Origin of the sequence: Aestuariivivens sediminis (genome assembly GCF_022662105.1) — a bacterium.
GTDB lineage: Bacteria > Bacteroidota > Bacteroidia > Flavobacteriales > Flavobacteriaceae > Aestuariivivens > Aestuariivivens sediminis.
This window is the reverse complement of the sequence record NZ_JAKMCP010000007.1, coordinates 60,077-84,372: the sequence shown is the minus strand read 5'-3', so window position 1 is coordinate 84,372 and position 24,296 is coordinate 60,077. Positions and strand designations below refer to the sequence as shown.

Sequence of the window (24,296 nt, the reverse complement as noted above, 5' to 3'; positions counted from 1 at the left end):
TCCATGAGAAGGCCTAACTGTAACAACGCTAATCCGTTATTGACTTTCTTTAATATAGCCCCAGCCTTCTTTTTGTTTCTGAATGATTTCCAATATACCGTCCGGGACACTTTTAACACCCGAAAGTAATTGGGTCGAATCCACGTCGTGTCGTTTCATGGTACCCTCACATATTACAAAGTCGATATTGTCCATTTTGGCCAGCATCTCCAGATCATCTCCAACGGTCGATTTGTCTTTAAGTACCATATCCATGGCACCACTGTACATCACGACTTCAAATTTGGAATCCGGATAGGCATTGGACATCGCTTTGACGTGTCTTATGGCAGATTCATGCACTTTCGTATTATTACTGGTAACATCAAAAACGATTTTTACCTGGTTTTCCTGAGCAAATCCCATGGAAGTCAATAATAACACGCAGCATATTCTTATTAATAGTTTCATGATTAGAGCAGTTAAATTATTCACCTGCAAAAACATAACCACATCCTTTGGCCTGTGCCCTTGCTAGTGCCCAAACACCGGATGGGACGAGTTTAATCTCATCGAGCATGCCGTTTACCCATTCTTCATAAACTTCTTCAGGATTTAAGCCCATTGTTTCTGCTACTTTGTTGCTGTAAACCTTGGTAGCCAAATCACAGGCACAGAACATAGCGCCTCTTTCCGAAAGGCTTTTTATTCCTGCCGGACCATTAATCGGGTAATCACCATCCTGTGGTTCATAAAATGGATTACGAACAGCAAAGTCGCCGGTATGGTCTTTTACACCAAAAAATTCCCCTAATTTATACTTGGCCCATAATTCATCTTTAAACGCCAAACACAGTCCGGTATGACGTATAACGGTCATTGCAGTAATGTCGCTATCCGGGGATCCTGTGGAATTGTTGGAAAGGTAAAACGCCCAGTTCCATAAGATGGGCAGACCCATATGTGGTGTAGAACCATCATAGACTATGCGATGGGTTCCATGAATTTTGTCAAACCAGTCTTCGGTTTCAGACATTTTGGAATCCGTAAAAATTCCTGATTCTGCGTACATCGGATTAGACAGCATAGAAATGGTGCTTGCAGTTGCTCCCAGTGCCAATGCGCCTAGAAATTGTCGTCTTGAATTGTTTTCCATTGTTTTCATAATTACTTGGTTTTAGTGATATTAAATTTTTGCTTATAATATTCCATTATAGGTTGGAATGGACCCAGTTGATGTTGTTCCATAGGAAAGTGATCCGCATATGGCGGATAAGGCGTAGAAACGGGTTTTTTCTTCAAGTCGGGAAAATCTTTTTCAGGGTTTGCCTTTTTTGGACGGTCCTGTGAATTTATAAACCCCGCGACATCATAGGCTTCCTCATCCGTTAGTATCGGATTATCATACAGGGTTCCGAAAGGCATATTGCCCTTAATAAATTGTGCGGCCGTGATTACCCTGGTCATGCCTGCACCATGATTATAGGAGTTGTCACCCCAAAGAGGAGGATATTCATAACCACTGCCATCCGGGCGCATCAAGCCCTGGCCATCTTTACCGTGGCAGACAATACAGTGTTTAAGAAATACCGATTTACCATGAGTTAAATCTACAGCTCTATCCGGAATTTTAATTTTTAGAAATCCGGTACCTTTAATTTTACCATCTTCAGGAGCATAACGACTCAACCAATGGAGGTAGGCGATAATACCTTTCATTTCCTTGCTGTTTTCGGGCAGCATCCTTCCGTTCATACTGCGTTCCATACAGCCATTAATCCGTTCTTCTATGGTCCCTATTTTATTTTCTCTGCCCCTGAATTGGGGAAACCTCTGGATAATGCCAATCAAAGGCGCGGAATACGGTTTTGTGCCCAAATTCAAATGGCAGTTTTTACAAGCCAGTCTATTCCCCTGATAGACCATTTTGGGGTCACCATTATCCGGACCAATATATTTGGGCGTATTGGTGAATAATTCGTATCCATAGTTTAATAACTCCGGGTCTTTAGCGTCATTTAAGATTGAAACATCATAGTTCATATAATAGATTTTATCCGGAGCATACTTGCTTTTAAAGAGATGCTTGGGCAAGGCATCGAAACAGTAAAGCATGAAAACTACAGTCAGCGTCATGAGTAAACCACAAAAGAGGACCATTCGTTTTAGTATTTTTTTATATAGCGTATGTTGTTCCATGACATTATTTTAAACCTATTAAGTACATAACCATCCGCAAGGTGCAAAGCCCATAATAATTGTAAAATGGTAAGGCGATAAATTTGGGGGACTGTAACTTTAAAGGCATTATTTTATAAGTTACAGGTTTAAAATCCAGGCCACGGATTTTTATTATGGTTAAATTACAAAAAATTTGCATTTGTCACTTGGTTTTTATTTTGGTATATCCATTTCGTTAGTCTGTTTCGAGATTCAAAAAGCGGGTTTTTATTAACCCGTTGTGCATTTTGAATAAAATTAGTATTGAGAATCAAATTTTAGTTCTTAAACTAGTGTTCTCGATACAATTTTCTATCGAAAATCACTCGAACTGACATTCATTTGTAACATATAAATCAAAATGCACAATGGGTTTTTATTAATAAAATATCATAGAATGTTCGGTTAACTTTTCAGGGGCTTCAGACAGACCGGGTTTGGCGCTGATGCCTTTATTGGCATAGGTTCTGTATCGCCTGTCAACAGCTTGTTGCATATGTGCCATTCTGCTTTCAATCGATGCGGGATCACTTTCCAACAATTTTGAAAACCGCTTTTCCAGCATGACATAGTCTTTGATTGGTATGGAAGGCGGCTTAGAATCCAATTGAAATGGATGCTCGTTGGTGCGAAGCCTTCCGGGATCGTTTCTGTATAATAGCCATTGCCCGGAATTCACAGCAGCTTCATGATACCGTCTTGGGGTTTTGGTATCTATCCCGTGTGAGTCACTATGACAATAGGCTATAATTATTGAAGGACCATCATGGCATTCTGCTTCGATAAAAGCCTTTAACGTTTGTTCCTGGTTGGCACCAATGGCTACCGAGGCCACATACACATGCTCATAATTCATGGCCATTACACCCAGATCTTTTTTCTGCTTTTGTTTGCCGTTGAAGGCAAATTTGGCTCTGGCCCCGAAGGGTGTCGCTTTGGAGGCTTGTCCGCCTGTGTTATCATAGACTTCATTATCCAGAACTAAAATATTGACGTTTTCGCCTGTTGCAATTACATGATCCAACCCCCCATAGCCAATGTCGTATGCCCATCCGTCACCACCAACAATCCATACGCTCTTTTTAACTAAAGCATCCACCACCGTTAAAAGCAGGCGGGCCTTTTTGGAATTTAAATCCTGGAGGTGATGTTTTAAGGAAGCAATCCTAAGGCGTTGTTGGTTAATGGCCTTTTCATGGTCTTGTGTGGCATGGAGGATGTCATAGACTAATTCAAAAGGCAGTTCAAAAGCGAGTTCATGAAGCAGGGTTTTGGCCTGTTCTTCCTGCTGGTTAAGGGATAGTCTAAAACCAAGTCCGAATTCGGCATTGTCTTCGAACAGGGAATTGGACCAGGCCGGTCCTTGTCCTTTACTGTTTTTGGCCCAGGGTGTGGTTGGTAGGGCCCCTCCAAATATGGAACTGGCCCCTGTGGCATTGGCAATGAGTAATCGGTCACCAAAAAGTTGAGACATGAGTTTCAAGTATGGGGCTTCGCCACAACCTGAAATGCCGGTCGAATATTTAAATAGAGGTTCCTGCAATTGCTGTTGACTTACTGCGGTGAGGTCTATCTTATCCCGGTCTATTTCCGGAATGGTTTCAAAGTAGTTCCAGTTTGATTTTTCCTGGTTAAAAACAGGCATCGTATCTGTGGGTTTTAGCGCATTTGGGGTACAGGCATCTATACAGTTGTAACACCCATTGCACTGTTCCGGGTTGATTTGTATGGTATAGTTCATGAAATCGAAGTCCTTGGAGAACATATGCTTCATGGATTGTGGAGCCTGTTCCAGGTAGGAATCGTCATATACTTTTATTCGTAAAGCAGATTGCGGACAGGCCATACTGCAGGCACCGCACTGGGTGCATAAATCGGTATTCCAGTCGGGGAGCAGCGCACTGTTTTGGGGCGCATTATATATGGAGGTATGGGTTGGATAGGTGCCGTCTATTGGAAAATCACTAACATAGAGGTCTTCCTCTTTATCGAGAAGCATCTTTCCCAAAAGGGTTTGCTTAAAGGCATCACTAAATAAAACCCTGTCTTCCTTTTCAATGGCATATTCGGAGGTATCCATTTTTTGGATGAACCGGTTAATGTGACTCAGGTTGTTGGAGTGATCCCCTGTTGTCATGGCCAGAAAGCAGGCGTGAAAGCCTGAAATTTCCAGGGTGTTCGGGCTGTGGGATTCGGGTAATCGGGTCAAGTCAACAATGTGGACCTTAATGGCCTTGTCCATAATGCTGTGCTTCACTTCAGCCGGAAGTGATGGCCATAAGTTTTGAGGTTGAACTGCCGTATGGATTAAAAGGGTGCCCTTGGGTTTAAGGTTGTCAACCACATTGTTTTTGGATAGCATGGTGTCCGTGCACGCCATAAAATCTGCCTGCTCAATAAGGAATGGGGCCTTAATGGGGTGCGAGGCGATTCGAAGGTGTTCGGCATCAAAAGCGTTGGATTTTTTATAACTGATTTTTTTATATCCCTGTACGAAGGTGTGGTGGTCTTTTCCTATAATATCCAGTGTGTTTTTGAAACTGTTGCTGTGAGATGGACTTTTTTCCCGGTAGAATATGGCTTGATAATAATCATCGCCAATCGTTATGGTATCCGAATAAGGTAGGCTAAGATGGGTCACGTCATCAACAATGCCAATGGAAAAGTTGTTTTGAGGAATACTACTTTTTAAGTTGTCGTATATGGCTTTAACCATGGAGGGGGTGAATTCTTTTGAAGACAAGCCATAACGACCACCGACTACTACTGGTAAATGGGGGATTTGATGGGTTTGGTATGCTTCGGATAGCGTTTTTACAATATCCAGGTATAAGGGTTCTCCGTTGCTTCCCGGTTCTTTTGTTCGGTCCAGAACAGCAATGGATGTCGTTGTTTTTGGTAAGGCTTCCAATAGGTGTTTGGTACTAAAAGGCCTGAATAAACGGACTTTTATTAATCCGAATTTGTGGCCCAGGGCATTTAGGTGTGCTATGGTGGTCTCAATGGTTTCTGTAGACGACGCCATAGATAGGATGACGTGTTGGGCTTCCGGATGGCCTGCGTATTCAAATAGCTTATACTGTCGATTGGTTTTCATGGCAAAGGTATCCATATGATGTTGCACGATATCCGGACAGGCGGTGTAGAGCGAATTGACGGCTTCCCGACTTTGAAAGAACACATCCGAGTTCTGTGAAGTGCCTCTAATAACAGGATGGTTCGGATTTAGAGCTCTCCTGGTATGGTTTTCAATGGTTTTGATATCCAGTAATGCCCGAATCACCTCATCCGGGAGGGTTTCAATTTTTGAGAATTCATGGGATGTTCTAAACCCGTCAAAAAAGTGAATGAAAGGAATCCTGGATTCCAGGGTAGCCATTTGGGCAATTAGGGCAAAATCCTGTGCTTCCTGAACCGATGCACTTCCCAGCATGGCATAGCCCGACTGACGCACGGCCATCACATCGCTATGATCTCCAAAGACAGAGAGGGCATGGGTGGCGATACTTCTTGTGGCCACATGGATGACATTTGGGGTTAATTCACCGGCTATTTTGTACAGGTTAGGCAGCATGAGTAACAGACCCTGAGAGGAGGTAAAGGTGGAGGACAATGATCCGGTCTGTAAGGCCCCATGCATCGTTCCGGCAACACCCGCTTCACTCTGCATTTGAAAAACAGTGGGTACCTGTCCAAAACAGTTCGGTTGGTTTTGGGCGTGCCACTCCTCAACAAGCTCACTCATTTCCGAGGCAGGCGTTATGGGATAAATGGGAAAAACAGCATTGGTTTTATACGCGATTCCGGCTACGGCTTGATTGGCGTTTAGAATGCTATGGTTTGAAGTTTTCATGCCCTGATGGTTGATTTTAAGAAAGAAGATAGATGGCTGCCTGAAGGAGGCAGCCATCTTAAACATAGGGTTACGCCTTTACGATTTCTATTGAAACGGGGGTCGGGTTGGTAATCATGTCGAATACCGGAGAAAATTTAGCCAGATTTTCAAGTTGTTCGGCGGTGGCATCCGATTTTACTTTTAAGGTAAATTTGATACCGTCAAAACCTTTGCGTACTTCGGGATCCAAGCCTAAAAAGCCGTGCAAATCAACACCTCCATTTATAGAAGACTCTGCGCCTTCAATGCTAATGCCATGAGCAGCGGCATGGTACACCATGGCCCCTGTTAAACAAGAGGCTAAAGCGTGAAGAACCACTTCAGGAGGGGTTGCGGCCTCATTTTGCCCTAATAAGACTTGGGGGTGGCTACATTCCATAGTGAAGGCTTCCTCACGAGAGGTGTCTTCCTGGCCCACACCATAAAAACTTTTAATGCTGGACACACAATGTCCGCCATCTATCCAGTTGTTTTTGGCTCTGAATTCAAACTTGGCCAATTCCGGATTTTGTTGAACGGCTCCAATTGTTTCTACTAATTGATCTACGTTTACTCCGTTTTTTACATTTGCTGTTGTAATCATGTTTTCTAAAATTTTAAATTGTTAATTGATTTTTACATATTTGCCTTATTAAGGGCATATGCTGTGCCAAAGATTGTAAAAACTTGATAATCAATTAAATAAGTTAAAATTTAACCAATAAAAGAGTAACGATAAATCATGCATTAACGAAATATCGTTATATAATTACGAAAAGTCGTGAATTTTAAAGCTGTTGTACCTTAGGCAGGGGAAGGTCCTCGTTTAAAACGTTTTGGCATCGACGTCCTTAAGAAACGTGATGACCCCTTCAAAGTATGTTTTTTGGTCATCATACTGAGACAAATGGCTGCCATTTGCACAATACAGGAATCGACCCTGTTGTACTTCCTGGGCAATCCATTTCATGTGTTCCGGGTCCATGGTGTCGTATTGGGCACCAATGGATAGGGTAGGAACCGCAATGGTATGCAACCGGTTCTTGATGTCCCAGTCTTTTAGGGTGGCATCGCCCTTTATACCAAATTCACTGGGTCCTTGCATGGTGACATAGACATCCGGATTGGTATGGTGTATGGCCCTGTTTACAGAGTTTGGCCATTGGTCCAAAGGCATTCTAAGGATATGAGCCGTGTAATAGTGCTCCATGACTAAGTTCAAATACCGTTCGTTACTGTAATCCTCATTAGTCTCATAAACCATAATTTCCTCTAAAACTTCCGGGGGTAATTGCGGGGCCAGTACCTCGTCGGAATAGTGTTGATATTCAGGAATGGAGGCTACCATGTTTGAAATGATTAACCCCTTAAGGTGCTGTTGATATTTCAAGGCATACTCCATGGCCAAAATCCCTCCCCAGGACTGGCCTAACAGATAAAAGTTATCCTGATTGAGACCCAGGGCTTGTCTCACCTGTTCCACTTCCTCCACAAAACGTGGTAAATCCCATAAGGAAAGATCGTCGGGTTGATCACTGTAATACGACCCCAATTGGTCATAATAATAATATTCAATGCCTTCCTGTGGAAAATAACCATCGAAGCATTCATAGAGTTCATGGGTCATGCCGGGGCCACCGTGCAGCAGCAAGACTTTAATTTTGGGGTTATGGCCTACGCGTTTGGTCCATACCTTGAACTCCCCCTTCGGGGTTTGTATGGGAATCATCTTAATCCCCCCTGTAAACTGATCGTCGTAATTGGAATTATCGTGATAGTCCTGAATCGACATCACCGGATTGGAGCCGGTGCTGGCAGTGGTTTCTTTTTTGGAGGTGGTATTGCAACTTGCAACGAGTAAAAGGAGGCAATAAAAAAAGGAATGTTTCATGTTTTGGTTATGGGTTATTTACCTAACCAATGTACAAAAAATATCTTTTATTATATAGGCCTTTCAATGTTTAAAGCCTTCATTTTTGAGGCTAAGGTTGTGGGGGGTATCTGTAATAATTCTGCAGCACCGTTTTTACCGGAAATTTTCCAACGGGTTCGCTTTAAGGCCTTTAATATGTTGTCCCGTTCCAAGGCTATGAGTTGTGTTGAGGTGAGAATGCGGTCTTGTTTCGGTTCTTCCGGGCCCGGATCCATAGACGTTTGGTTGGGAATAATAGATTGCCAGTTGATGTTCCCCTTTTGGGAAACGATAACCGCTCGTTCTATTAAGTTTTGCAGTTCACGGACATTGCCCGGCCAATGGTAAGATTTTAAAAAGGCCTTATCGGCATCACTCAGCGTAATGGTAGGTTTATTGAGCTTTTTTGAAAATTGTTGGATCATTTCCTCAGCAATATGTGTTATATCATTCCCCCGGTGCCGCAAAGGCGGGACCTCAATGGGAAACACATTTAAACGGTAATACAAATCTTCCCGAAATTGACCTGTTTTTGTATATTCCAGAAGATTTCGGTGGGTGGCGGCTATGACCCTGACATCGACCTTTATGGTTTCCGAGCTCCCTACGGGGTCGAATTCACCCTCCTGAATGATTCTTAGTAATTTAGGTTGCAGCTCTATGGGTAACTCACCGATCTCATCCAGGAAAATAGTACCCTGGTCTGCTAACAAAAAGCGTCCTTTTCGACTGGTGGTCGCACCGGTAAAGGCCCCTTTTTCATGACCAAACAATTCGCTTTCTATGAGATTGGCAGGAATGGCGCCACAATTAATTCGAATGAGGGGTTTGTCGTTTCTGTTGCTTTCCTTATGAATGGCCCGTGCGACTAACTCCTTACCAGTTCCGGTCTCACCCTGGATCAATACGGTAGCATCTGTTTTAGCGACCTGGTGAATATGGTTTAGGACCGTTTTCATGCTTTGGTCTTCGGCAATGATGCCATAGCTACTGGTCAACTCCTGGATTTCTTCCTCTAAATACGCCGTTTTGTTGGTTAACAGGGTAATGGTTTCTTCGGCTATTAATCGGTCTTCAATATTCCTTAAGATGAGGGTGTAATAGGTGTCTACGTCGTTGCCGTAGGTGCTAATGGTTCCTTCATTTAAGGTTTGGGTGTCGTTGGACCCTATCACTTTAATGATGCTCGGAAGGTATTTGTTGGTGGGCTTTTTCGAGGCTTCGGATTTCACGATATCTTCTATGAGTTTAGCACTGTCATCGGCTAAAAAGAACAGGATGTTGCGTTGCAGCGGGTCGTCATTTTCGAGGAGCTTGTTGGCAGAGGCATTGGTGAGTACAATTTTAAACTGGCTGTCGAACATGATAATGGCATCCATCGCGCCATTAATGAGCCCGTTCATTTTGCTGTTTGCGATTTCAATGGCTTGCTTGGATGACGCCAATCGCTCCTGAATGGTATCCAGTTCACGATGGCGTTTAATCATCACCGCCAAAATACCTTGCGCAAATCCGCTATCACGTTTCATGAGGTCTAAAAAATGAACGCGTTCTATTTTTAGAACTTTGGTGTTTTCAATAGCGGTTATCGATGCCGAACGGGGGTCGTTATCGATTAAAGCATATTCACCGAAACAGTGGCCCGATGTAAAGGTATCGTAAATATGAGTTTTATCATGCACTTTAACAGCACCCGAAACGATGGCATACATGGCATGACCTTCGTCCCCCTTTTTAAAAATAGATTCATTTTTAATATAGGTTTCTTCAGCAACATGTTGACTCAATTCCTTGAGGGATGCTTTCGAAACCTCAGAAAAAAATGGGATTTCAGATAAAAATTTTATGAGCTCTTGGGCTACTGTAGCAGACATAAACTGAACGGTTATTAGGCTAAAGATAAAAATTATTATAAAGGTATTGTATTTTGGTTTTTTAAAACACATACTTTTTAAAGATATTTAATTAAATTAGTTGTTTTACTCCATTGTATTTATGACACAGCACCGACAACTTGTTGCAATAATGTTTACGGATATTGAGGGGTATACTTCCTTGATGCAGAATGACGAAAAGGAAGCTATGCTTATCAGGAAAAAGCATCGAGAGGTATTCGATACGATTACAGGCCAATTTAATGGTGAACTCATTCAATATTTTGGAGACGGCACCTTAAGTATTTTCAGAAGCTCTGTAGAGGCCATAAAATGCGGCATTGAAATGCAAAAGGCCTTTAGGCAGGACCCCTCAATTCCCGTTAGGATAGGTGTTCATGTGGGGGATATCATCAGAACGGAATCCGACATCATTGGAGATGCCGTTAATATCGCTTCACGAATTGAATCCCTGTCTGTGGCCGGTAGCATTTTAATCTCAGATAAGGTTAATGATCAGATAAGGAACCAAAATGATATTACCACCAGGTTTATTGATTCGGTTGATTTTAAAAATGTGAATAAGGTCATTCCTGTTTTTGCCGTAGCCAATGACGATCTCGTGATCCCGGAAAAAAATTCGCTTAAAGGCAAGACCAAACCCAAGGACTCCGAAGTCTATAAAAGCTATCGTAAAAAAAGTATTTATGCCCTAATGCTTTTAACATTTATCATATTTGTCCTGATGTACTTTATCATGAAAAGGCCGGGCATGGATTATGAGCTCAAGGAGCCTACCATAGCCGTATTGCCCTTTGCAGATATGAATAACAGCAGTGAATCCAATATGTTTACGGATGGTATAACTGAAGACATTATCACCCATCTTTCCAAAATTCAACATATACAGGTGATTTCAAGAGCCTCTGCCATGCATTATAAAGGGACGGATAAGCCAATATCCGAAATTGCCAGGGAATTAGGGGTCAATTATGTGTTGGAAGGCAGTGTACGTCTGGATAACGATCAGGTCAGGATTAATGCAAATTTGGTTGATGCCGCCAGCAATAAAAACCTGTGGGCGGATAATTACGATAATACCCTGGTGCAAATATTTAAAATTCAGAGCAATGTTTCCAAGGCCATAGCCAATGCCTTAAAAATAACCTTGAGTGATACCGAGGAATCGCGCTTAAACAATGAGCCAACCAATAACCCCGAGGCTTACACCGCCTTTAAGGAGGCACAAATGTTTTTGAACAGAGGAGGCGGCAAGGTTGAAGAGTTAAGAAAGGCCGAAAGCCTGTTCCAAAGGGCCATAGATTTGGACCCTGAATTTTGCCGTGCTTATGTTGGTGTGGCCGAAACCTATCTCGAATATATTTTCTGGGGGAGGGAATCTCCCAAAAAGATGTTGGAACAGGCCTCGACTCCTGCCTTGAAAGCGCTGGCTATTAATTCTAACGATGGTGGTACCTTTGGGGCCTTAGGCGCCATTAGCTATTACAAATACGAAAAGGAAACCGCCATTCTTTACCTGAAAAAGGCTATTGAAATTAACCCGAGCTATGTGAGTGCCTATAACAAATTGGCCTGGATTTATACCTACGAAGGCAATCTGGAGTTAATGGAAGAACACTTCAATAAGGTTTTGAAATTGGATCCCTTATCCACCAAGTATATCGGCGATATGGGACAGGCTTATTATTATTTGGGGGAATATCAAAAAGCGATAGATTTGATGGATGATGGACTAAAACGCTTTCCCAATGATAATATGCTCATATGGATGAAAGCCTCCAACCTTTCAGGTTTAGGAAAATTTCAGGAGGCTATCGACCTTTATACCTCACGAAGTGTAGCCTCCCATACCAATTGGATGTTGGGCTATTGTTACGGTATGATTGGAGAACGCGACAAGGCCATGAAAATATTGGACTACCAGTTAAATAAAAATGAATTGGTGTATGTCCCCCCCTATATGATCGCTACCATATATATGGGGCTGGGGGATGTTGAAAATACCTTAACCTGGTTGGAAAAGGATTATGAGGTGGGAGGACAAGGGCTTTTCTTTTGGGGTTTGGCACAGGACATTAAATTCAGACCCATAAAAGATGAACCGAGATTTCAGGCTTTATTGGATAAGGTTCCCTAAACCAGCCTGGTAACCCCTTGACCTGTGGAGCACAAGGATTTCCCTTTTTTACTGTAAACTAGTGGCATGAGCCGGTATAGGTTTGATGGGCCTGACCCTAAAACTTGAACCAAAGCCGTGCTGATTTCCTATTTTTTTGTAACAGAATCCCTTTAATGGCGACCTATTGGTGTCAATCAAAAAATACAAGTATCATGAGAGAAGATAATCAACTTATCGTTATGACCCATTTAAGCCAGTTAATTACCCTATTAGTAGGCTTTGGCAGTTTATTACTACCCCTAATTCTGTGGTTAACCCAAAAAGAAAGGGTATATCAAATGGACCAGCACGGCAAAAACATTATAAACTTTCAATTGAGTTTAATCGTGTACTGTTTAATTTGCATCCCCTTAATCTTATGGTTTGGTCTGGGATTATTAGGCTTTATCATTCTTGGAATCATTTCTGTGGTTTTCCCTATTGTAAATGCGGTTAAGGCCAGCAAGGGAGAAATTCCTAAGTATCCTTTATCCCTTAATTTTATAGGCTAGTTTTTAGAGAAAAGGAGAAAAACAAAACGCTCACCAGAAGGGGAGCGTTTATTCTTTACAGACCATGGAAAAGTTGTCGAACAGGTCTTTTTTTTTAGGCATTTAGCATCACCGGCATGACTAACATGATAATTTGTTCGCCTTCATCCAGGCCATCGATGGGCGTCAGAATCCCGGCGCGGTTGGGTAAGCTCATCTCTAATTGCACATCATCCGACCCCAGACTGTTAAGCATTTCGGTCAAGAAACGGGAGTTGAAACCAATTTGCATATCATCCCCCTGATAATCACAGGTTAACCGTTCTTCGGCCTTATTACTATAATCGATATCTTCAGCTGAAATGTTGAGTTCTGCACCCGCAATTTTTAAACGGATCTGGTGTGTGGTTTTATTGGAGAAAATGCTCACACGGCGTACGGAGTTTAAAAACTGGTTTCTGGCTATAATTAATTTATTTGGATTTTCTCTGGGAATGACCGCCTCGTAATTCGGGTATTTTCCATCGATTAACCGACATATCAATTCGGAATTGTCAAAGGTGAATTTAGCGTTTGAATCGTTGTATTCTATGGTCACTTCCTCTTCGCTGCCCGCCAAGATGCCTTTCAATAGATTCAAGGGCTTTTTGGGCATAATGAACTCGGCCACCTGGTTGGCCTTAATATCTTCTCGCGTGTATTTCACCAATTTGTGCGCATCGGTTGCCACAAAGGTTAGGCCCTGATTTGAAAATTGGAAGAACACACCACTCATTACAGGTCTTAAATCATCATTACCCGCTGCAAAGATGGTCTTGCTAATGGCTGTTGCCAAAATATCGCCTAACAATACCGTTTTACTGGGATCTTCCAGGGAAACGGCTTTAGGAAACTCGTTGCCATTAGCATAGGCCAAGGCGTACTTACCATGGTTAGAACTGATTTCAATGGTATTGTTATCCTCGGCAACAAAGGTTAAAGGTTGCTCAGGAAAGGTTTTCAAGGTATCCAACAGCAGGCGTGCAGGAATGGCAATATTACCGGTACTAGTACTTTCCACATTCAACGTAGATGACATCGTGGTCTCTAAATCACTAGCCGAAATGGTCAGTCTGGACTGCTCTAATTCAAAAAGGAAATTATCTAAAATGGGTAAGGTGTTTGAGCTGTTGATAACACCACCTAAAATTTGTAATTGTTTTAATAAATAGGTGCTAGATACTATAAATTTCATCAGTTATTCTTTAAGGGTTTTAATGGTTGGATGTTGCCATTCATGTTTTAAATAGTTGTTGTTGTTGTTCCAGAACAACATTTAAAATCATTGCATCGTTTCATTATAAAAACAGTGTTTTTTGGTCATGAAAACTATCTACAAATATATTCGATACGGTCTAATATAGGAAACAAACTTATTAACATTTAGGCGGCGTATTTTTTCTTTCTGAAGTAATGAAATACCAAACCGAAAAGCACTAACAGTAGCAGTGGTAATCCAATGTTAATGCATTGCCACTTCACTTTTTCACGAGCTATCTTTTGAGGATTTAAAAATGCCATTGCAATTTCCCTGGTCCTAATGTTTATAAGTCCGTCATCATCCAGCAAATAATTAACGGCATTCAACAAGAATTCTTTGTTACCTATGGTTTGGTTACTCGATCGGTCAAAATCTAAAGGTAGCGGCCGGTTTCTGTCGATATCGTTTTTAATGACATCGCCATCGGCTATAACGATCATCTTCGTTGGCATACTTTGGGTTTTCTCTCCTATGACCTGAAACGGTTTGACCCGGTTATGATAGACCGAAGTGAATGCGCCTTCAAGCAGAACCGCCAGCGGTTGTCGGCCTTTGTCATACCCTGCAGGATCCTGCTTTTCGGTAGCCTTTTCCAATTGGATCTCCAAAGGGGTTCCTTCCAGTTTGGTCAATTCCGAACTTTGCAGCAGGATGGTCTTGGTAATCGTATTTTTTAGCGTATCAATGGGATTGGCAAAATCAAATTTTACAAGGTTCAAATTGTTGGTAACCGGGTGGTTTACCTGACTTGATGCCAGCGGGGAATACGGCCATTGCAGACGCATAAAACGGGTATCGTTCCCGCTTCCGGTGGCGAGCATTATGGGGGCAGAATACAGATCGCCCACAAGCACCGGGTTAATTCGAACACCATATTTAAAGAAGAAATCGGTAAGGTTCAGATCTCTGGCAACGGCAAAATTGGCACCGGCATCGTTCATCAAACTATCCTTTTCCATCGCCACAGCATCAATAAGCCATAAACTTTTGCCACCATTCATGATAAACTGATCCAATACAAATTTTTCCGCTTCCGTAAAAGCCTCTGTTGGTTTCGCATTAATTATTAAATCGAAGGCCTCCAAATCTTTCAGTGTTTTTTGGGGATCCGATTGCACACTGTCCAGAGTGAATTTGGCCAGGAAGTAATAGTCTCCCAGCTTTTGTGCAAAATCGGCAATATAGGGGTCCTTTAATTGCCCGTTACCTTTAAGTATGGCTATTTTATGGCGTTTGGGCTGCGTTAGTTTACTAAAGCCATCCGCAAAGGCATATTCCAAATGTTGTACCGAATTGCTGACCAGTTCCTGTTGGGTGCTTCCAATCTTGTTTTTTAAAAGCGGAATGCTCACGGTTGCCCCCTTATAACTGGCCAGGGCCCATGGGAAAATAATGGCCTGTGAGGCCTTTCCACTTTCCTGAACACTCAATTGCATGGGGGTTAGTCCGCGCCGGGTCAAGGCCTCGATATTCTGTGCTTTGCTTTGGTCGTTTTCTAGCGGGTCGATAAATTTAAAGACCAAATGGTTGTTTTTGGCCTGGAACTCCTCCAGCAACTGACGTGTTTCATTTTGCAGGCGTCTAAATTCAGAGGGAAAATCATGGCCTTGCAGGAAGATGTCTATTTCAACAGGGGATTCAATTCCACCGAGTAGCTTTACCGTAGCCTGGTTCAAGGTATAACGCGAGTCCTTGGTCAAATCAAAACGTTTGTAGACCTTACTGCTCAGGTAGTTCACCACCACAAGGGCCAGCACGAAGAGAATAATATGCTTCAAGGGTTTATTCAAAGGTCTTTTCTATTTGGTATTGTTTCATATGCACAACACGATCGTTCTTAAATTGGATTTCCAAATACTCGTAATTCGTATTAAAAGCACCCGGTTTAACCCCTAAATTGTAATTCCATTTATCAGGGGAATTTATTTTTAGGGAATCGTCCCAGCTATACCAGTCACATGTCCCCAGCAGTTCTTCCACATTATCTTTAGGTTTACCGTATAAAATCTTGGTTGCCATTAAATGCGCACTCATTTCATAGCGTAAAAACGGTTTCGCTTCCCAGGCCCCGCTATTAAAATACTTTTCATGATGGTAGCTGCTGAAGATATTTATTAATGGATATACCACATAAAAATATAACAGGGGCGTGGCCACCAGGGTAATGAGAAGCACCACCCATTTCCGCTTGTCTATGGTTGAGGCAAATAGCCAAACTAAAATGAAAACCAGTACCATCAACAGGATGAAAATAGGAGTCAGTATCATTTATTAGCCCGTGTTAAATTCAAGTTGGTGAGGCCGATAAAAAGGATGCTCACACTCAAAAAATAAATAATATCCCTCGTGTCCAAAACTCCGCGTCCCATGCTGTTAAAATGATAACTCATCCCCAGTTGCGCGATAAATGAACTTGAGGTAAAATCGGCAATGCCTTCAAATCCAATATAAAAGAGCAAACATATAAAGACCGCAGAGATAAAAGCCACGATCTGGTTATCCGATAGGGTGGAGCAACATACGCCAATGGCCGTATAGGCAGCCACAAGAAATAACAGACCGAAATACGACCCCAGGGTACTTCCCATATCGATATTCCCAACGGGATTTCCCAATTCATAAACCGAATAGACATACAGTAATGTTGGCAAAAGGGCCATGAGGATAAGACTAAAAGCTCCAAAATATTTACCTAAAACAATACTCAGGTGCGATAGGGGTTTGGTGAGCAATAATTCTAAGGTGCCTTGTTTTTTTTCATCTGAAAAACTGCGCATGGTTACGGCAGGGATTAAAAAGAGCAATATCCAGGGCGCCAGAAGAAAGAAGGACGACAGGTCTGCGAATCCGTAATCCAAAATATTAAAATCACCTTTAAATAACCATAGGAACAGGCCGTTAAGCACTAAGAAAATGGCAATGACCAAATACCCTATGGGGGATGCAAAAAACGAGTTTATTTCTTTTTTAAGTATGGCAAACATAACTTACAGGTACTCCCTTCAACACGGCTCCGGGCAGTTTTACGATTATGGTCCTTTTTCCCAGTCGGAATTTTAATTCACGAATATAAAACATTTTACCGTTTACTGAAACAGTTAATGGTCTTAGTTGACTGCGGCCACTTTATCAAGGCTCCAGGCTTCAGGTTTTAAGTTGAACAGGGGTTTTGTTTGTGCCCACACCGTTTTAAATACCTCGGACTGGCGGTAGTTTTCCAAAGCGGCTGCACTATCCCAAAAACTATAGGTGAAAAAAAGGCTGGGATCGGTAAGATCTCTGTACAATTCTAAATGTGCACAACCTTTAAAGGCCCTGATGGTCGATTTATGCGTTTCAAAAAGGGTTAAAAAGGTGGCGATATGATCCGAATGGAATCCCATTTTCACTATCCTTATAATCATAGATCTTCTTTTAGCTCGGTCTTAAGGGGGCGTTCGGGATACACATCGACCGTATTTTTAATGAAATTCACACTAACGGTATCCATTAACTTTAAACCCATAAGTGTGGAGGCACTGCCCACGGTATTGGAATTACTTTTATACACGGCTATCTCTAAAAAATTTCCGGAATTAAAAACGACCAGACCCCGACCTTCATCGTGGCGTTTGTCTTCAGGAATGTCAAAATTTACAATGTCGCTGTATTTGTTAAATACCTTTTTAAATTTATGGTTACGCGCCGATATTTCAAAATCGCGACCTTTTTGGACGCTTTCAAAAAAGGATCGCTTGATGTTGGTTATAACATTACCGTAATTATCGACATAAATGACACTTCCAATAATTTGGGTTTTGTCGTCGTTGATGTAAGGCACCACGTTTCTAATGGGTTTGATGTCATTAATGGGCTTGCCAATAACCTCTAAAGTGCCGCCCCTGGCTATGTGGCATGCCACCTTAACGAACACGTCGAGAACGGGAAAACTGGTCTGTATTTTGTCGTGAATGTTAATTTCAACAATTTTTTCAGGAGCAATTTCAGAACAGATCATGCTCATAATGCCGTTGTTGGCACAAATAAAAAAATGATCATCCAACTGTAAGGCAATATGCTTGTTATCCGGATTTATTTCGGAATCAATACCAATGATGTGAATGGTCCCCTTTGGAAAGCTTCTGTAGGCATTTTGAATGATGTATGCGGCTTCGGGAATATTAAAAGGAGAGACCGAATGGGAGATATCAACAATTTTAACATGGGGAAGTTCACTGTAAATAGCGCCTTTTGTGGCGCCAGCAAAGTGATCCTTTTCACCAAAATCAGTGGTTAATGTGATGATCGCCATGGGCAAAATTGTTGATATTTTTTTAGCATGTGGTCGCTCAAATTTATGTATTTTTGAGCATCAATTATATTGTATTACAAATTACAAAACTAATAAATCATTTCATCAGAGTACATATATTTTTTATTTATGTATGATGAAGTTGTAAACAAAAAACGAGCCTTTGAACGAAATTATTATCGAACTTGAACAGATTACTCCCAAAGAATTTTTTGGAGACCATAATGTAAACATCGAACTTTTAAAACAATACTTTCCTAAACTAAAAATTGTTGCCCGCGGAAATAAACTGAAAGCCTTTGGCGATGAAGAATTATTAGAAGAATTCGATCATCGGATTACCATGCTTCTCAAACATTTTGCAACGTACAACAAACTCGATGAAAACACCATTGAGCGTGTATTGACGAGCCAGAGCAGTGAGGACTACAATACCTCAAAGGAGAGTGGAGAGGTCATAGTACACGGGGTAAGTGGCAGGATCGTCAAGGCTCAGACGGCCAACCAGCGCAAACTGGTGGAGAGTATGAAAGTGAACGACATGGTTTTTGCCATTGGTCCGGCCGGTACGGGTAAGACCTATACAGGGATAGCCTTAGCGGTACAGGCCTTGAAGAATAAGAGCGTAAAACGTATTATCTTAACCAGACCGGCGGTGGAAGCAGGAGAAAACCTGGGGTTTCTTCCGGGGGATCTCAAGGAAAAACTGGATCCTTATATGCAACCCCTGTATGATGCCTTACGCGATATGATCGCACCCGAAAAACTGGCCCATTATTTAGAAAACGGCACCATACAAATAGCGCCTCTGGCCTTTATGCGCGGGCGTACCCTGGACAATGCCTTTGTTATTTTAGACGAGGGCCAGAACACGACCCATGCTCAAATGAAAATGTTTTTGACGCGGATGGGAAAGAATGCCAAGTTTTTATTGACGGGCGATCCCGGTCAGATAGATTTGCCTCGCCGTACCATTTCAGGGCTCAAGGAAGCCTTGTTGATTTTAAAAAATGTAGAGGGCGTAGGGATGGTCTTTTTAGACGACAAGGATGTGATTCGGCATAAACTGGTAAAAAAGGTGATAGAGGCTTATAAAAGTATTGAGAACAGAGAGTCTTAAGCTTTGGAGCCCTAATCGGATGACCGCCTTAGGACCGGTCGGGGCATTGCCGGTATACTGTGAGGCTCCCATCCGGACTCAAACCATAGGAACAAATAATATTTAATACCGTTACCAACTTTTGACAACAGCAAGCAATACCATTACAGAGACCCATTTCAATTTTCCCGGACAAAAAAGTGTGTATAAGGGGAAAGTTCGTGAAGTGTATAATATCAATGATGAGCAATTGGTTATGATCGCGACCGATAGGCTTTCGGCCTTCGATGTCGTGATGCCCAAAGGAATCCCCTATAAGGGGCAAATTCTAAATCAGATCGCCACCAAAATGATGGCCGCTACCCGGGATATTGTTCCCAATTGGTTAACGGCTACCCCGGATCCCAATGTAGCTGTGGGGCATTTGTGCGAACCCTTTAAGGTAGAAATGGTTATTCGCGGCTATATGTCCGGTCATGCCGCCCGTGAGTACAAAGCCGGTAAGCGCTCGTTGTGCGGGGTGCCTATGCCCGAAGGCATGAAAGAAAACGATGCCTTTCCGGAGCCTATCATTACACCGGCCACCAAAGCGGAAAAAGGCAACCATGATGAGGATATCTCCAAAGCGGATATTTTAAAACGCGGTATTGTTCATGAGGCCGATTATGCGGTTCTGGAAGATTATACCCGTAAGCTTTTTAAACGGGGCAGTGACATTGCGGCCTCAAGGGGCCTGATCCTGGTGGATACCAAATACGAATTTGGTAAGACCAAAGACGGTAAAATCGTATTGATTGATGAGATCCATACGCCCGATTCCTCGCGCTATTTCTATGCCGAAGGCTATGAAGAACGTCAGGCCAATGGTGAACCTCAAAAACAATTGAGTAAAGAATTTGTACGCCAATGGTTAATAAGCAACGGCTTTCAAGGTCTGGAAGGACAAACGGTACCCTATATGAGCGATGCATACATCGAAACCGTTAGTGAGCGTTACATAGAGCTTTATGAAAACATTACCGGAGAATCTTTTGTAAAGGCCGATGTATCGCACATCCAGGAACGTATTGAAACCAATGTCCTGGCCTATTTGAAATAAAAATACATTCAGGGCGCCTCCCGGCAAAGTGCCCGGGAGGCGCTCTGAACGATAGGGATGCTATTCGGTCTGTTCCTGTGGCATATTGGAGTTAAAAATATCCCTGCACAGGAGCCACTGGCCATCCACCCGTTTCCAAAGGACTAAATACTTGCCATGGTCTATTGGAGTGTCGTCGGCCGATAAGGTATATTCCCCTTCTTCCGTTACCAGATCTTCTGTTCCCCAAACCTCGATGGTGGTGAGCTCCAGTCCGTTTACCCCGGAATTGATAAAACCGGACATCACAGAGGTAATGGCTTCCCGTCCAACAATAGATGGACTGCCCGTCATCATGAACTTCCCATCGGTGGTGTATAAATTGGCCACTCCCGCAGAGTCCTTGGCCATAAAGCGCTGCTCGAAAACGTCATTGGCCGCTATGATCTCGGTTTTGGCCGTGGCAAGATCGAATGCCGGTTCGGCAGCGGGCTCTTCGGATTGTTCGGTTTGATTTTTACAACCGGTCATGACCGCCATGCAGCATAAAAGTATCGCGACATAGCGTATCAGTTCGATATGTTTTTTCATTGTTATGGGTTTTAGTTATGCCTACTCTTTACGGTTTTCGGCGGCTCCGAAGGTACCCTAACAAAAATGGATTAAGCGGTATTCTGTGGGTTTGCCGGGACACCTCAAACCAGGACTTCACTAATTTGTACCACAGGTTCAATATTGGTAAAATTAGGAAGGTCTCCCATGATCTTATCGGCATGGGCACCAAAGGAATTCTGAAAGCTCTCGATAGATTCAAAATAGATATTTCCCATGGCGACATAAGGGGCAGCGCTGTCCGGAGCGCCTCCTGACAGGCCTTTTTCGATGGTAGCCCCGAGGAGGGCATCCCCTAGAAGTCCCCCGACCATGGGAACATGCTGATGGCAATAGTAATCCATGTCGAAGGTGCTTCCGGCCTTACCGGGATACAAAACGCTGACTTTAATAGTTCCTTTTTTCATAGGGTTGGTGGTTTAAATAAATGCCTACTCTGAACGGTTTTCGGCGACTCCGATAGTGTAAATCTCAAGTGAAGGACATGCTAGAGCGGGTGCAAAACCACATGTTTTACCGTAGTGGTTACAAGTAGGAAAGATACTAAATTTATAGACGTATTGGAGGGGATTATCATAGAAAGTGATATGCATAAAGGCGTATTTCGGTTTGAATGCCATAAAGGGCCCGGTTCGCGGTAAAAATGCTTGTGGTGAATTACAGCCGCTTTCACCCATTGCGGTTATTGGGTTTCGAGAACACAAGGCCTACGGCATGGTCGTAGGGGTACTTGCCCTATTTATTCCCTGGTTCTTATTGCTTTCTTTCGGGAAACCAGCTATCCCGTAAAATCATCCAGTTTCCATTTTCTTTTTTCCAAACCACCAGATAGGTGCCTTTTCCCACCACTTGTCCGTTTTCATGAGACCATACTCCGGTCCCTTCCTCTACAAGTAATTGGTCATCCCCCCACAGTCCTATGGTGTTGAAGCTCGAACCCGTGATACTATCCCGGATCATGCTCCCAAAATTCTTTACAATAGCGTCTTTTCCAGTCAAAGAGGGCATGATCACCGCATCAGCAAGATACATATTGCCCAACGCTATGGAATCGCCATTCCGCAGATGGTTTTCAAATTCACGCAAACGCTGTGCAATTTCCTTTTCCAAAACGGAGAGGTCTGCCGGATTCGATGCCATGCCCTTTTCAGTGTCTTTTCCGTTACAACTGGAGAGGAACAGGCCGGCAATTAAAACCGTTAGAAAAATAGCATTGGTCAATTGAGTTGTTTTCATGGTTTCGATATTTAAATGGTTTTAAAGGATTCGTGCTCCGGCCAATCGGGTTTTCAATCTCAGTCGCTTTCAGGATTCCCCAATTCTTCAGTCCTAAATTTAAGGAAAACCCCCAAATAATACACCTTGTCCAGTGATATATTGGCCACCGGGTTATCAATACATCCAAAATAGGATAGGATTCCTGCCATTTACTTTTCAGGACCCTCGGGGTGCAGATCCCGGTAGGGCTCTGGCAATCCAACAGGTCATGGGTTCTAGGTATGACCAACTTTGGAGTCGCAGGTCGGAATCGTAAGGCCTAAAAGATAGTCTATTTTAGTTTGGATTGGTTGCAGTGCCATGAATTATCAAGGTTCTCTGGCGTGGTTAAATCTTAGATGTAGGGATTACCAGGGGAGGTTCAGAGCTTTGATTTCAGAATGATAGAGCTGTTCAAGCTTTGCGATCAGATCTTGAGCGATGGCAAGATCGGCACTTCGGACATTAGCGCTGAGCTGTTCCAAATTGGTATTGCCGGGAATCACGGTGGACACCGCCTCATAGGCTAAACAAAAGGCTATGGCGAATTGGGCCAGGTTTTTTTCTGGTCCAACAATGGCCCTCAATCGATCCACCAGGGCCGCTCGCGTTGTAATATCGGCTTTGGTCCAACGACTGCGAATGTCATCAAACCGGCTTTCAGCAGTGTATTTGCCCGTTAACCAGCCGGAATCCAGTGGAATTTTCACAATGATAGCCACGGCCTTATCTTTTGCCATGTCAAAGCCGCCGCGGGTATCCTGGTGAAAGATATTAAAGAAGGCCTCAATGACTTTGGAATTGGTGGTTTCCATTAAGAGCTTCATGTCCTCACAGGTATCCAAAGACGCCCCGTAGGCCTTTATTTTACCTTCATCCATTAAGGTTTCCAGGATCTCGTAATGGTCATTTTTATGGCCGTCGAAATAGGAGGAAGGCGGATTGTGAATCATTAAGGAATCGACATAATCCACCTGAAGTCGTTTTAAGCTGCCTTCCAGAGAAGTTCTGATATAATCGGGGCTAAAGTTTAAAGCCCCCGTAACGGTATGGCCGAATTTAGTGTTTATGACCATACGGCTCCTGTCCATGCCTTTAAGGGCCTTACCCAGGCGTTCCTCGCTCGTACCATGACCATAGTTTGGAGCAGTGTCAAAAAAATTGAGGCCAAAATCAATGGATTGGTGAACCAGTCTTAGGGCCTCAGTTTCCGACATGTTTGTCCAACCGGAGTGCTGTCCCAGTTGCCATGCGCCAAGGCCAATTTCGGAAATGGCGATGGTGTCTTTTAGGTAGGGTCTATATCGCATAAAGTCTTAAATGAGGCTTTAGTGAGTTATACATTCCGCCATAGACAGCGTTTTATGCTTTAAGGGTCCTGAGACTCAGGCGGATTTAAAGTTAAGGTTTTTTGGGCTAATGGGGATTGGTACATCGCCATGGCTTTTACCGGTGATGGACTAGCGTGATTTATGGGTTCAATTCATGGGCTATCATGTGAATGATATTCATGGCCTTATCGATTCATGTTTTGGTCTCCTGGTTGGTGATCATACATAATACGGCCCTTCTATTGAGGATATTCAGGAACTCCTTATTGTTCAGAAGTGCGGCATAATCACTGGTCATAATGGCATTGTCGGGGAGGCGCTCCAGGGTAATATCATGGAAGCGTGCCCGTGGAAAGGCAAACACTTTCACCAAGTCATTATAGCAAATATGTTTGGACAATATTTCTAAATAGCGCCCCAGGTATAAGTCGTTTTGACTGATTTCATCTTCGATCACATCGGCCACATCCCCCGGCAATCCTGCAGCTAAAGGCGTTTTGCCTGTTAGCAATGCAGCTCTGGAAGGCGAACAAACGGATGCGGCAGCATAAAATTGCGTAAACCGTACTCCGGTTTCCGCCAGCATATCAATATTAGGGGTATACAGGTCCTTAGCACCATAACAATTGGCGTCGATGGTTCCCTGATCATCGGTGTAGATGATAAGGACATTGGGTAATCGGTTTGCATTTTGAGGGCTGTTATGACAGGCATATGCAGTAAGAACAACTAGTAATGCAATACTAAGGGGTCTCGTTCTGAATGGTTGTCTCATCATGATTCTCATAGTTTTATATTA

The 24,296-nt window shown here is 42.9% G+C and carries 24 protein-coding genes; 5 read left to right on the top strand and 19 right to left on the bottom strand.

What is annotated here, in order from left to right; all coding sequences use genetic code 11:
• Nucleotides 1-36 precede the first annotated feature (36 nt).
• The 7 genes from MR054_RS14905 to MR054_RS14875 form a co-directional block, all read right to left on the bottom strand.
• Entirely contained in the window at nt 37-450 is a 414-nt protein-coding gene (locus tag MR054_RS14905; protein ID WP_242158591.1) for a DsrE family protein, read from the bottom strand.
• 16 nt (nt 451-466) lie between these two features.
• A complete protein-coding gene (locus MR054_RS14900; protein WP_242086420.1) occupies nt 467-1,144 on the bottom strand; it encodes a twin-arginine translocation signal domain-containing protein in 678 nt (225 codons plus the stop codon).
• 2 nt (nt 1,145-1,146) lie between these two features.
• Nucleotides 1,147-2,178 (bottom strand): c-type cytochrome, encoded by a 1,032-nt coding sequence (locus MR054_RS14895; protein ID WP_242158590.1) that lies wholly within the window; start codon nt 2,176-2,178, stop codon nt 1,147-1,149.
• A 400-nt stretch (nt 2,179-2,578) separates the two neighbouring features.
• The gene (locus MR054_RS14890) at nt 2,579-6,052 is read right to left on the bottom strand and encodes a 4Fe-4S binding protein (protein WP_242158589.1); all 3,474 of its coding nucleotides are present in this window, start codon (nt 6,050-6,052) and stop codon (nt 2,579-2,581) included.
• Nucleotides 6,053-6,122: 70 nt separating this feature from the next.
• The gene (locus tag MR054_RS14885; RefSeq protein WP_242086424.1) at nt 6,123-6,677 is read right to left on the bottom strand and encodes an OsmC family protein; all 555 of its coding nucleotides are present in this window, start codon (nt 6,675-6,677) and stop codon (nt 6,123-6,125) included.
• Between the two features lie 222 nt (nt 6,678-6,899).
• Nucleotides 6,900-7,964, bottom strand: coding sequence for a proline iminopeptidase-family hydrolase (locus tag MR054_RS14880; RefSeq protein WP_242158588.1), 1,065 nt, complete (start codon nt 7,962-7,964; stop codon nt 6,900-6,902).
• A 50-nt stretch (nt 7,965-8,014) separates the two neighbouring features.
• Entirely contained in the window at nt 8,015-9,859 is a 1,845-nt protein-coding gene (locus tag MR054_RS14875; RefSeq protein ID WP_242158587.1) for a sigma 54-interacting transcriptional regulator, read from the bottom strand.
• A gap of 121 nt (nt 9,860-9,980) precedes the next feature.
• On the opposite strand from MR054_RS14875, the gene MR054_RS14870 reads away from it, so the two are divergent.
• Nucleotides 9,981-12,017 (top strand): adenylate/guanylate cyclase domain-containing protein, encoded by a 2,037-nt coding sequence (locus MR054_RS14870; protein ID WP_242158586.1) that lies wholly within the window; start codon nt 9,981-9,983, stop codon nt 12,015-12,017.
• A 194-nt stretch (nt 12,018-12,211) separates the two neighbouring features.
• Nucleotides 12,212-12,550: a DUF4870 domain-containing protein gene (locus MR054_RS14865; protein ID WP_242086437.1), complete on the top strand. Its 339-nt coding sequence runs from the start codon at nt 12,212-12,214 to the stop codon at nt 12,548-12,550.
• Nucleotides 12,551-12,644: 94 nt separating this feature from the next.
• On the opposite strand, the gene dnaN is transcribed toward MR054_RS14865, so the two are convergent.
• From dnaN to MR054_RS14835, 6 genes are all read right to left on the bottom strand, one after another.
• Nucleotides 12,645-13,763 carry a DNA polymerase III subunit beta gene (gene dnaN, locus MR054_RS14860; protein WP_242086439.1) on the bottom strand — a complete coding sequence of 373 codons (1,119 nt, stop codon included), beginning with the start codon at nt 13,761-13,763 and terminating at the stop codon, nt 12,645-12,647.
• A 188-nt stretch (nt 13,764-13,951) separates the two neighbouring features.
• Complete coding sequence (gldG, locus tag MR054_RS14855; RefSeq protein WP_242158585.1) at nt 13,952-15,607, bottom strand: gliding motility-associated ABC transporter substrate-binding protein GldG; 1,656 nt, start codon at nt 15,605-15,607, stop codon at nt 13,952-13,954.
• Nucleotides 15,608-15,611: 4 nt separating this feature from the next.
• A complete protein-coding gene (locus MR054_RS14850; protein ID WP_242158584.1) occupies nt 15,612-16,097 on the bottom strand; it encodes a hypothetical protein in 486 nt (161 codons plus the stop codon).
• Nucleotides 16,094-16,813 carry a gliding motility-associated ABC transporter permease subunit GldF gene (gene gldF, locus MR054_RS14845; RefSeq protein ID WP_242086446.1) on the bottom strand — a complete coding sequence of 240 codons (720 nt, stop codon included), beginning with the start codon at nt 16,811-16,813 and terminating at the stop codon, nt 16,094-16,096. The genes MR054_RS14850 and gldF overlap by 4 nt, the downstream gene beginning before the upstream one ends.
• 123 nt (nt 16,814-16,936) lie before the next feature.
• On the bottom strand, nt 16,937-17,233 hold the full coding sequence (locus MR054_RS14840) for a putative quinol monooxygenase (RefSeq protein WP_242086447.1): 297 nt from the start codon (nt 17,231-17,233) through the stop codon (nt 16,937-16,939).
• A complete protein-coding gene (locus tag MR054_RS14835) occupies nt 17,230-18,120 on the bottom strand; it encodes an SAM hydrolase/SAM-dependent halogenase family protein (protein ID WP_242086448.1) in 891 nt (296 codons plus the stop codon). Before MR054_RS14835 ends, MR054_RS14840 begins: the two co-directional genes overlap by 4 nt.
• Before the next feature lie 163 nt (nt 18,121-18,283).
• Here MR054_RS14835 and MR054_RS14830 point away from each other — a divergent pair, with 163 nt between their 5' ends.
• Both MR054_RS14830 and MR054_RS14825 read left to right on the top strand, forming a co-directional pair.
• Nucleotides 18,284-19,240 (top strand): PhoH family protein, encoded by a 957-nt coding sequence (locus MR054_RS14830; RefSeq protein WP_242086449.1) that lies wholly within the window; start codon nt 18,284-18,286, stop codon nt 19,238-19,240.
• 121 nt (nt 19,241-19,361) lie between these two features.
• Nucleotides 19,362-20,318 carry a phosphoribosylaminoimidazolesuccinocarboxamide synthase gene (locus tag MR054_RS14825; protein ID WP_242158583.1) on the top strand — a complete coding sequence of 319 codons (957 nt, stop codon included), beginning with the start codon at nt 19,362-19,364 and terminating at the stop codon, nt 20,316-20,318.
• Nucleotides 20,319-20,378: 60 nt separating this feature from the next.
• On the opposite strand, the gene MR054_RS14820 is transcribed toward MR054_RS14825, so the two are convergent.
• Nucleotides 20,379-20,888 carry a YybH family protein gene (locus tag MR054_RS14820; protein WP_242158582.1) on the bottom strand — a complete coding sequence of 170 codons (510 nt, stop codon included), beginning with the start codon at nt 20,886-20,888 and terminating at the stop codon, nt 20,379-20,381.
• Between the two features lie 104 nt (nt 20,889-20,992).
• Nucleotides 20,993-21,316, bottom strand: coding sequence for an EthD family reductase (locus MR054_RS14815; protein WP_242086453.1), 324 nt, complete (start codon nt 21,314-21,316; stop codon nt 20,993-20,995).
• Nucleotides 21,317-21,491: 175 nt separating this feature from the next.
• Between MR054_RS14815 and MR054_RS14810 the strand changes: the two genes are divergently transcribed.
• On the top strand, nt 21,492-21,698 hold the full coding sequence (locus MR054_RS14810; protein WP_242158581.1) for a hypothetical protein: 207 nt from the start codon (nt 21,492-21,494) through the stop codon (nt 21,696-21,698).
• Here MR054_RS14810 and MR054_RS14805 read toward each other — a convergent pair.
• The 4 genes from MR054_RS14805 to MR054_RS14795 form a co-directional block, all read right to left on the bottom strand.
• A complete protein-coding gene (locus tag MR054_RS14805) occupies nt 21,663-22,145 on the bottom strand; it encodes a YybH family protein (protein WP_242158580.1) in 483 nt (160 codons plus the stop codon). The two genes, MR054_RS14810 and MR054_RS14805, sit on opposite strands and share 36 nt — an antisense overlap.
• Before the next feature lie 59 nt (nt 22,146-22,204).
• Entirely contained in the window at nt 22,205-22,336 is a 132-nt protein-coding gene (locus MR054_RS16715) for a hypothetical protein (protein WP_276520193.1), read from the bottom strand.
• A gap of 198 nt (nt 22,337-22,534) precedes the next feature.
• The gene (locus MR054_RS14800) at nt 22,535-23,476 is read right to left on the bottom strand and encodes an aldo/keto reductase (protein WP_242158579.1); all 942 of its coding nucleotides are present in this window, start codon (nt 23,474-23,476) and stop codon (nt 22,535-22,537) included.
• 214 nt (nt 23,477-23,690) lie between these two features.
• Nucleotides 23,691-24,275 carry a sulfatase-like hydrolase/transferase gene (locus tag MR054_RS14795; RefSeq protein ID WP_242158578.1) on the bottom strand — a complete coding sequence of 195 codons (585 nt, stop codon included), beginning with the start codon at nt 24,273-24,275 and terminating at the stop codon, nt 23,691-23,693.
• Nucleotides 24,276-24,296 lie beyond the last annotated feature (21 nt).

Excerpts from the sequence above, each read along its gene's own strand:
- MR054_RS14905 (WP_242158591.1), bottom strand. The coding sequence starts at position 450 with ATGAAACTATTAATAAGAATATGCTGCGTGTTATTATTGACTTCCATG.
- MR054_RS14900 (WP_242086420.1), bottom strand. The coding sequence starts at position 1,144 with ATGAAAACAATGGAAAACAATTCAAGACGACAATTTCTAGGCGCATTG.
- MR054_RS14895 (WP_242158590.1), bottom strand. The coding sequence starts at position 2,178 with ATGGAACAACATACGCTATATAAAAAAATACTAAAACGAATGGTCCTC.
- MR054_RS14890 (WP_242158589.1), bottom strand. The coding sequence starts at position 6,052 with ATGAAAACTTCAAACCATAGCATTCTAAACGCCAATCAAGCCGTAGCC.
- MR054_RS14885 (WP_242086424.1), bottom strand. The coding sequence starts at position 6,677 with ATGATTACAACAGCAAATGTAAAAAACGGAGTAAACGTAGATCAATTA.
- MR054_RS14880 (WP_242158588.1), bottom strand. The coding sequence starts at position 7,964 with ATGAAACATTCCTTTTTTTATTGCCTCCTTTTACTCGTTGCAAGTTGC.
- MR054_RS14875 (WP_242158587.1), bottom strand. The coding sequence starts at position 9,859 with ATGTCTGCTACAGTAGCCCAAGAGCTCATAAAATTTTTATCTGAAATC.
- MR054_RS14870 (WP_242158586.1), top strand. The coding sequence starts at position 9,981 with ATGACACAGCACCGACAACTTGTTGCAATAATGTTTACGGATATTGAG.
- MR054_RS14865 (WP_242086437.1), top strand. The coding sequence starts at position 12,212 with ATGAGAGAAGATAATCAACTTATCGTTATGACCCATTTAAGCCAGTTA.
- dnaN (WP_242086439.1), bottom strand. The coding sequence starts at position 13,763 with ATGAAATTTATAGTATCTAGCACCTATTTATTAAAACAATTACAAATT.
- MR054_RS14850 (WP_242158584.1), bottom strand. The coding sequence starts at position 16,097 with ATGATACTGACTCCTATTTTCATCCTGTTGATGGTACTGGTTTTCATT.
- gldF (WP_242086446.1), bottom strand. The coding sequence starts at position 16,813 with ATGTTTGCCATACTTAAAAAAGAAATAAACTCGTTTTTTGCATCCCCC.
- MR054_RS14840 (WP_242086447.1), bottom strand. The coding sequence starts at position 17,233 with ATGATTATAAGGATAGTGAAAATGGGATTCCATTCGGATCATATCGCC.
- MR054_RS14835 (WP_242086448.1), bottom strand. The coding sequence starts at position 18,120 with ATGGCGATCATCACATTAACCACTGATTTTGGTGAAAAGGATCACTTT.
- MR054_RS14820 (WP_242158582.1), bottom strand. The coding sequence starts at position 20,888 with ATGAAAAAACATATCGAACTGATACGCTATGTCGCGATACTTTTATGC.
- MR054_RS14815 (WP_242086453.1), bottom strand. The coding sequence starts at position 21,316 with ATGAAAAAAGGAACTATTAAAGTCAGCGTTTTGTATCCCGGTAAGGCC.
- MR054_RS14805 (WP_242158580.1), bottom strand. The coding sequence starts at position 22,145 with ATGAAAACAACTCAATTGACCAATGCTATTTTTCTAACGGTTTTAATT.
- MR054_RS16715 (WP_276520193.1), bottom strand. The coding sequence starts at position 22,336 with ATGGCAGGAATCCTATCCTATTTTGGATGTATTGATAACCCGGTGGCC.
- MR054_RS14800 (WP_242158579.1), bottom strand. The coding sequence starts at position 23,476 with ATGCGATATAGACCCTACCTAAAAGACACCATCGCCATTTCCGAAATT.
- MR054_RS14795 (WP_242158578.1), bottom strand. The coding sequence starts at position 24,275 with ATGATGAGACAACCATTCAGAACGAGACCCCTTAGTATTGCATTACTA.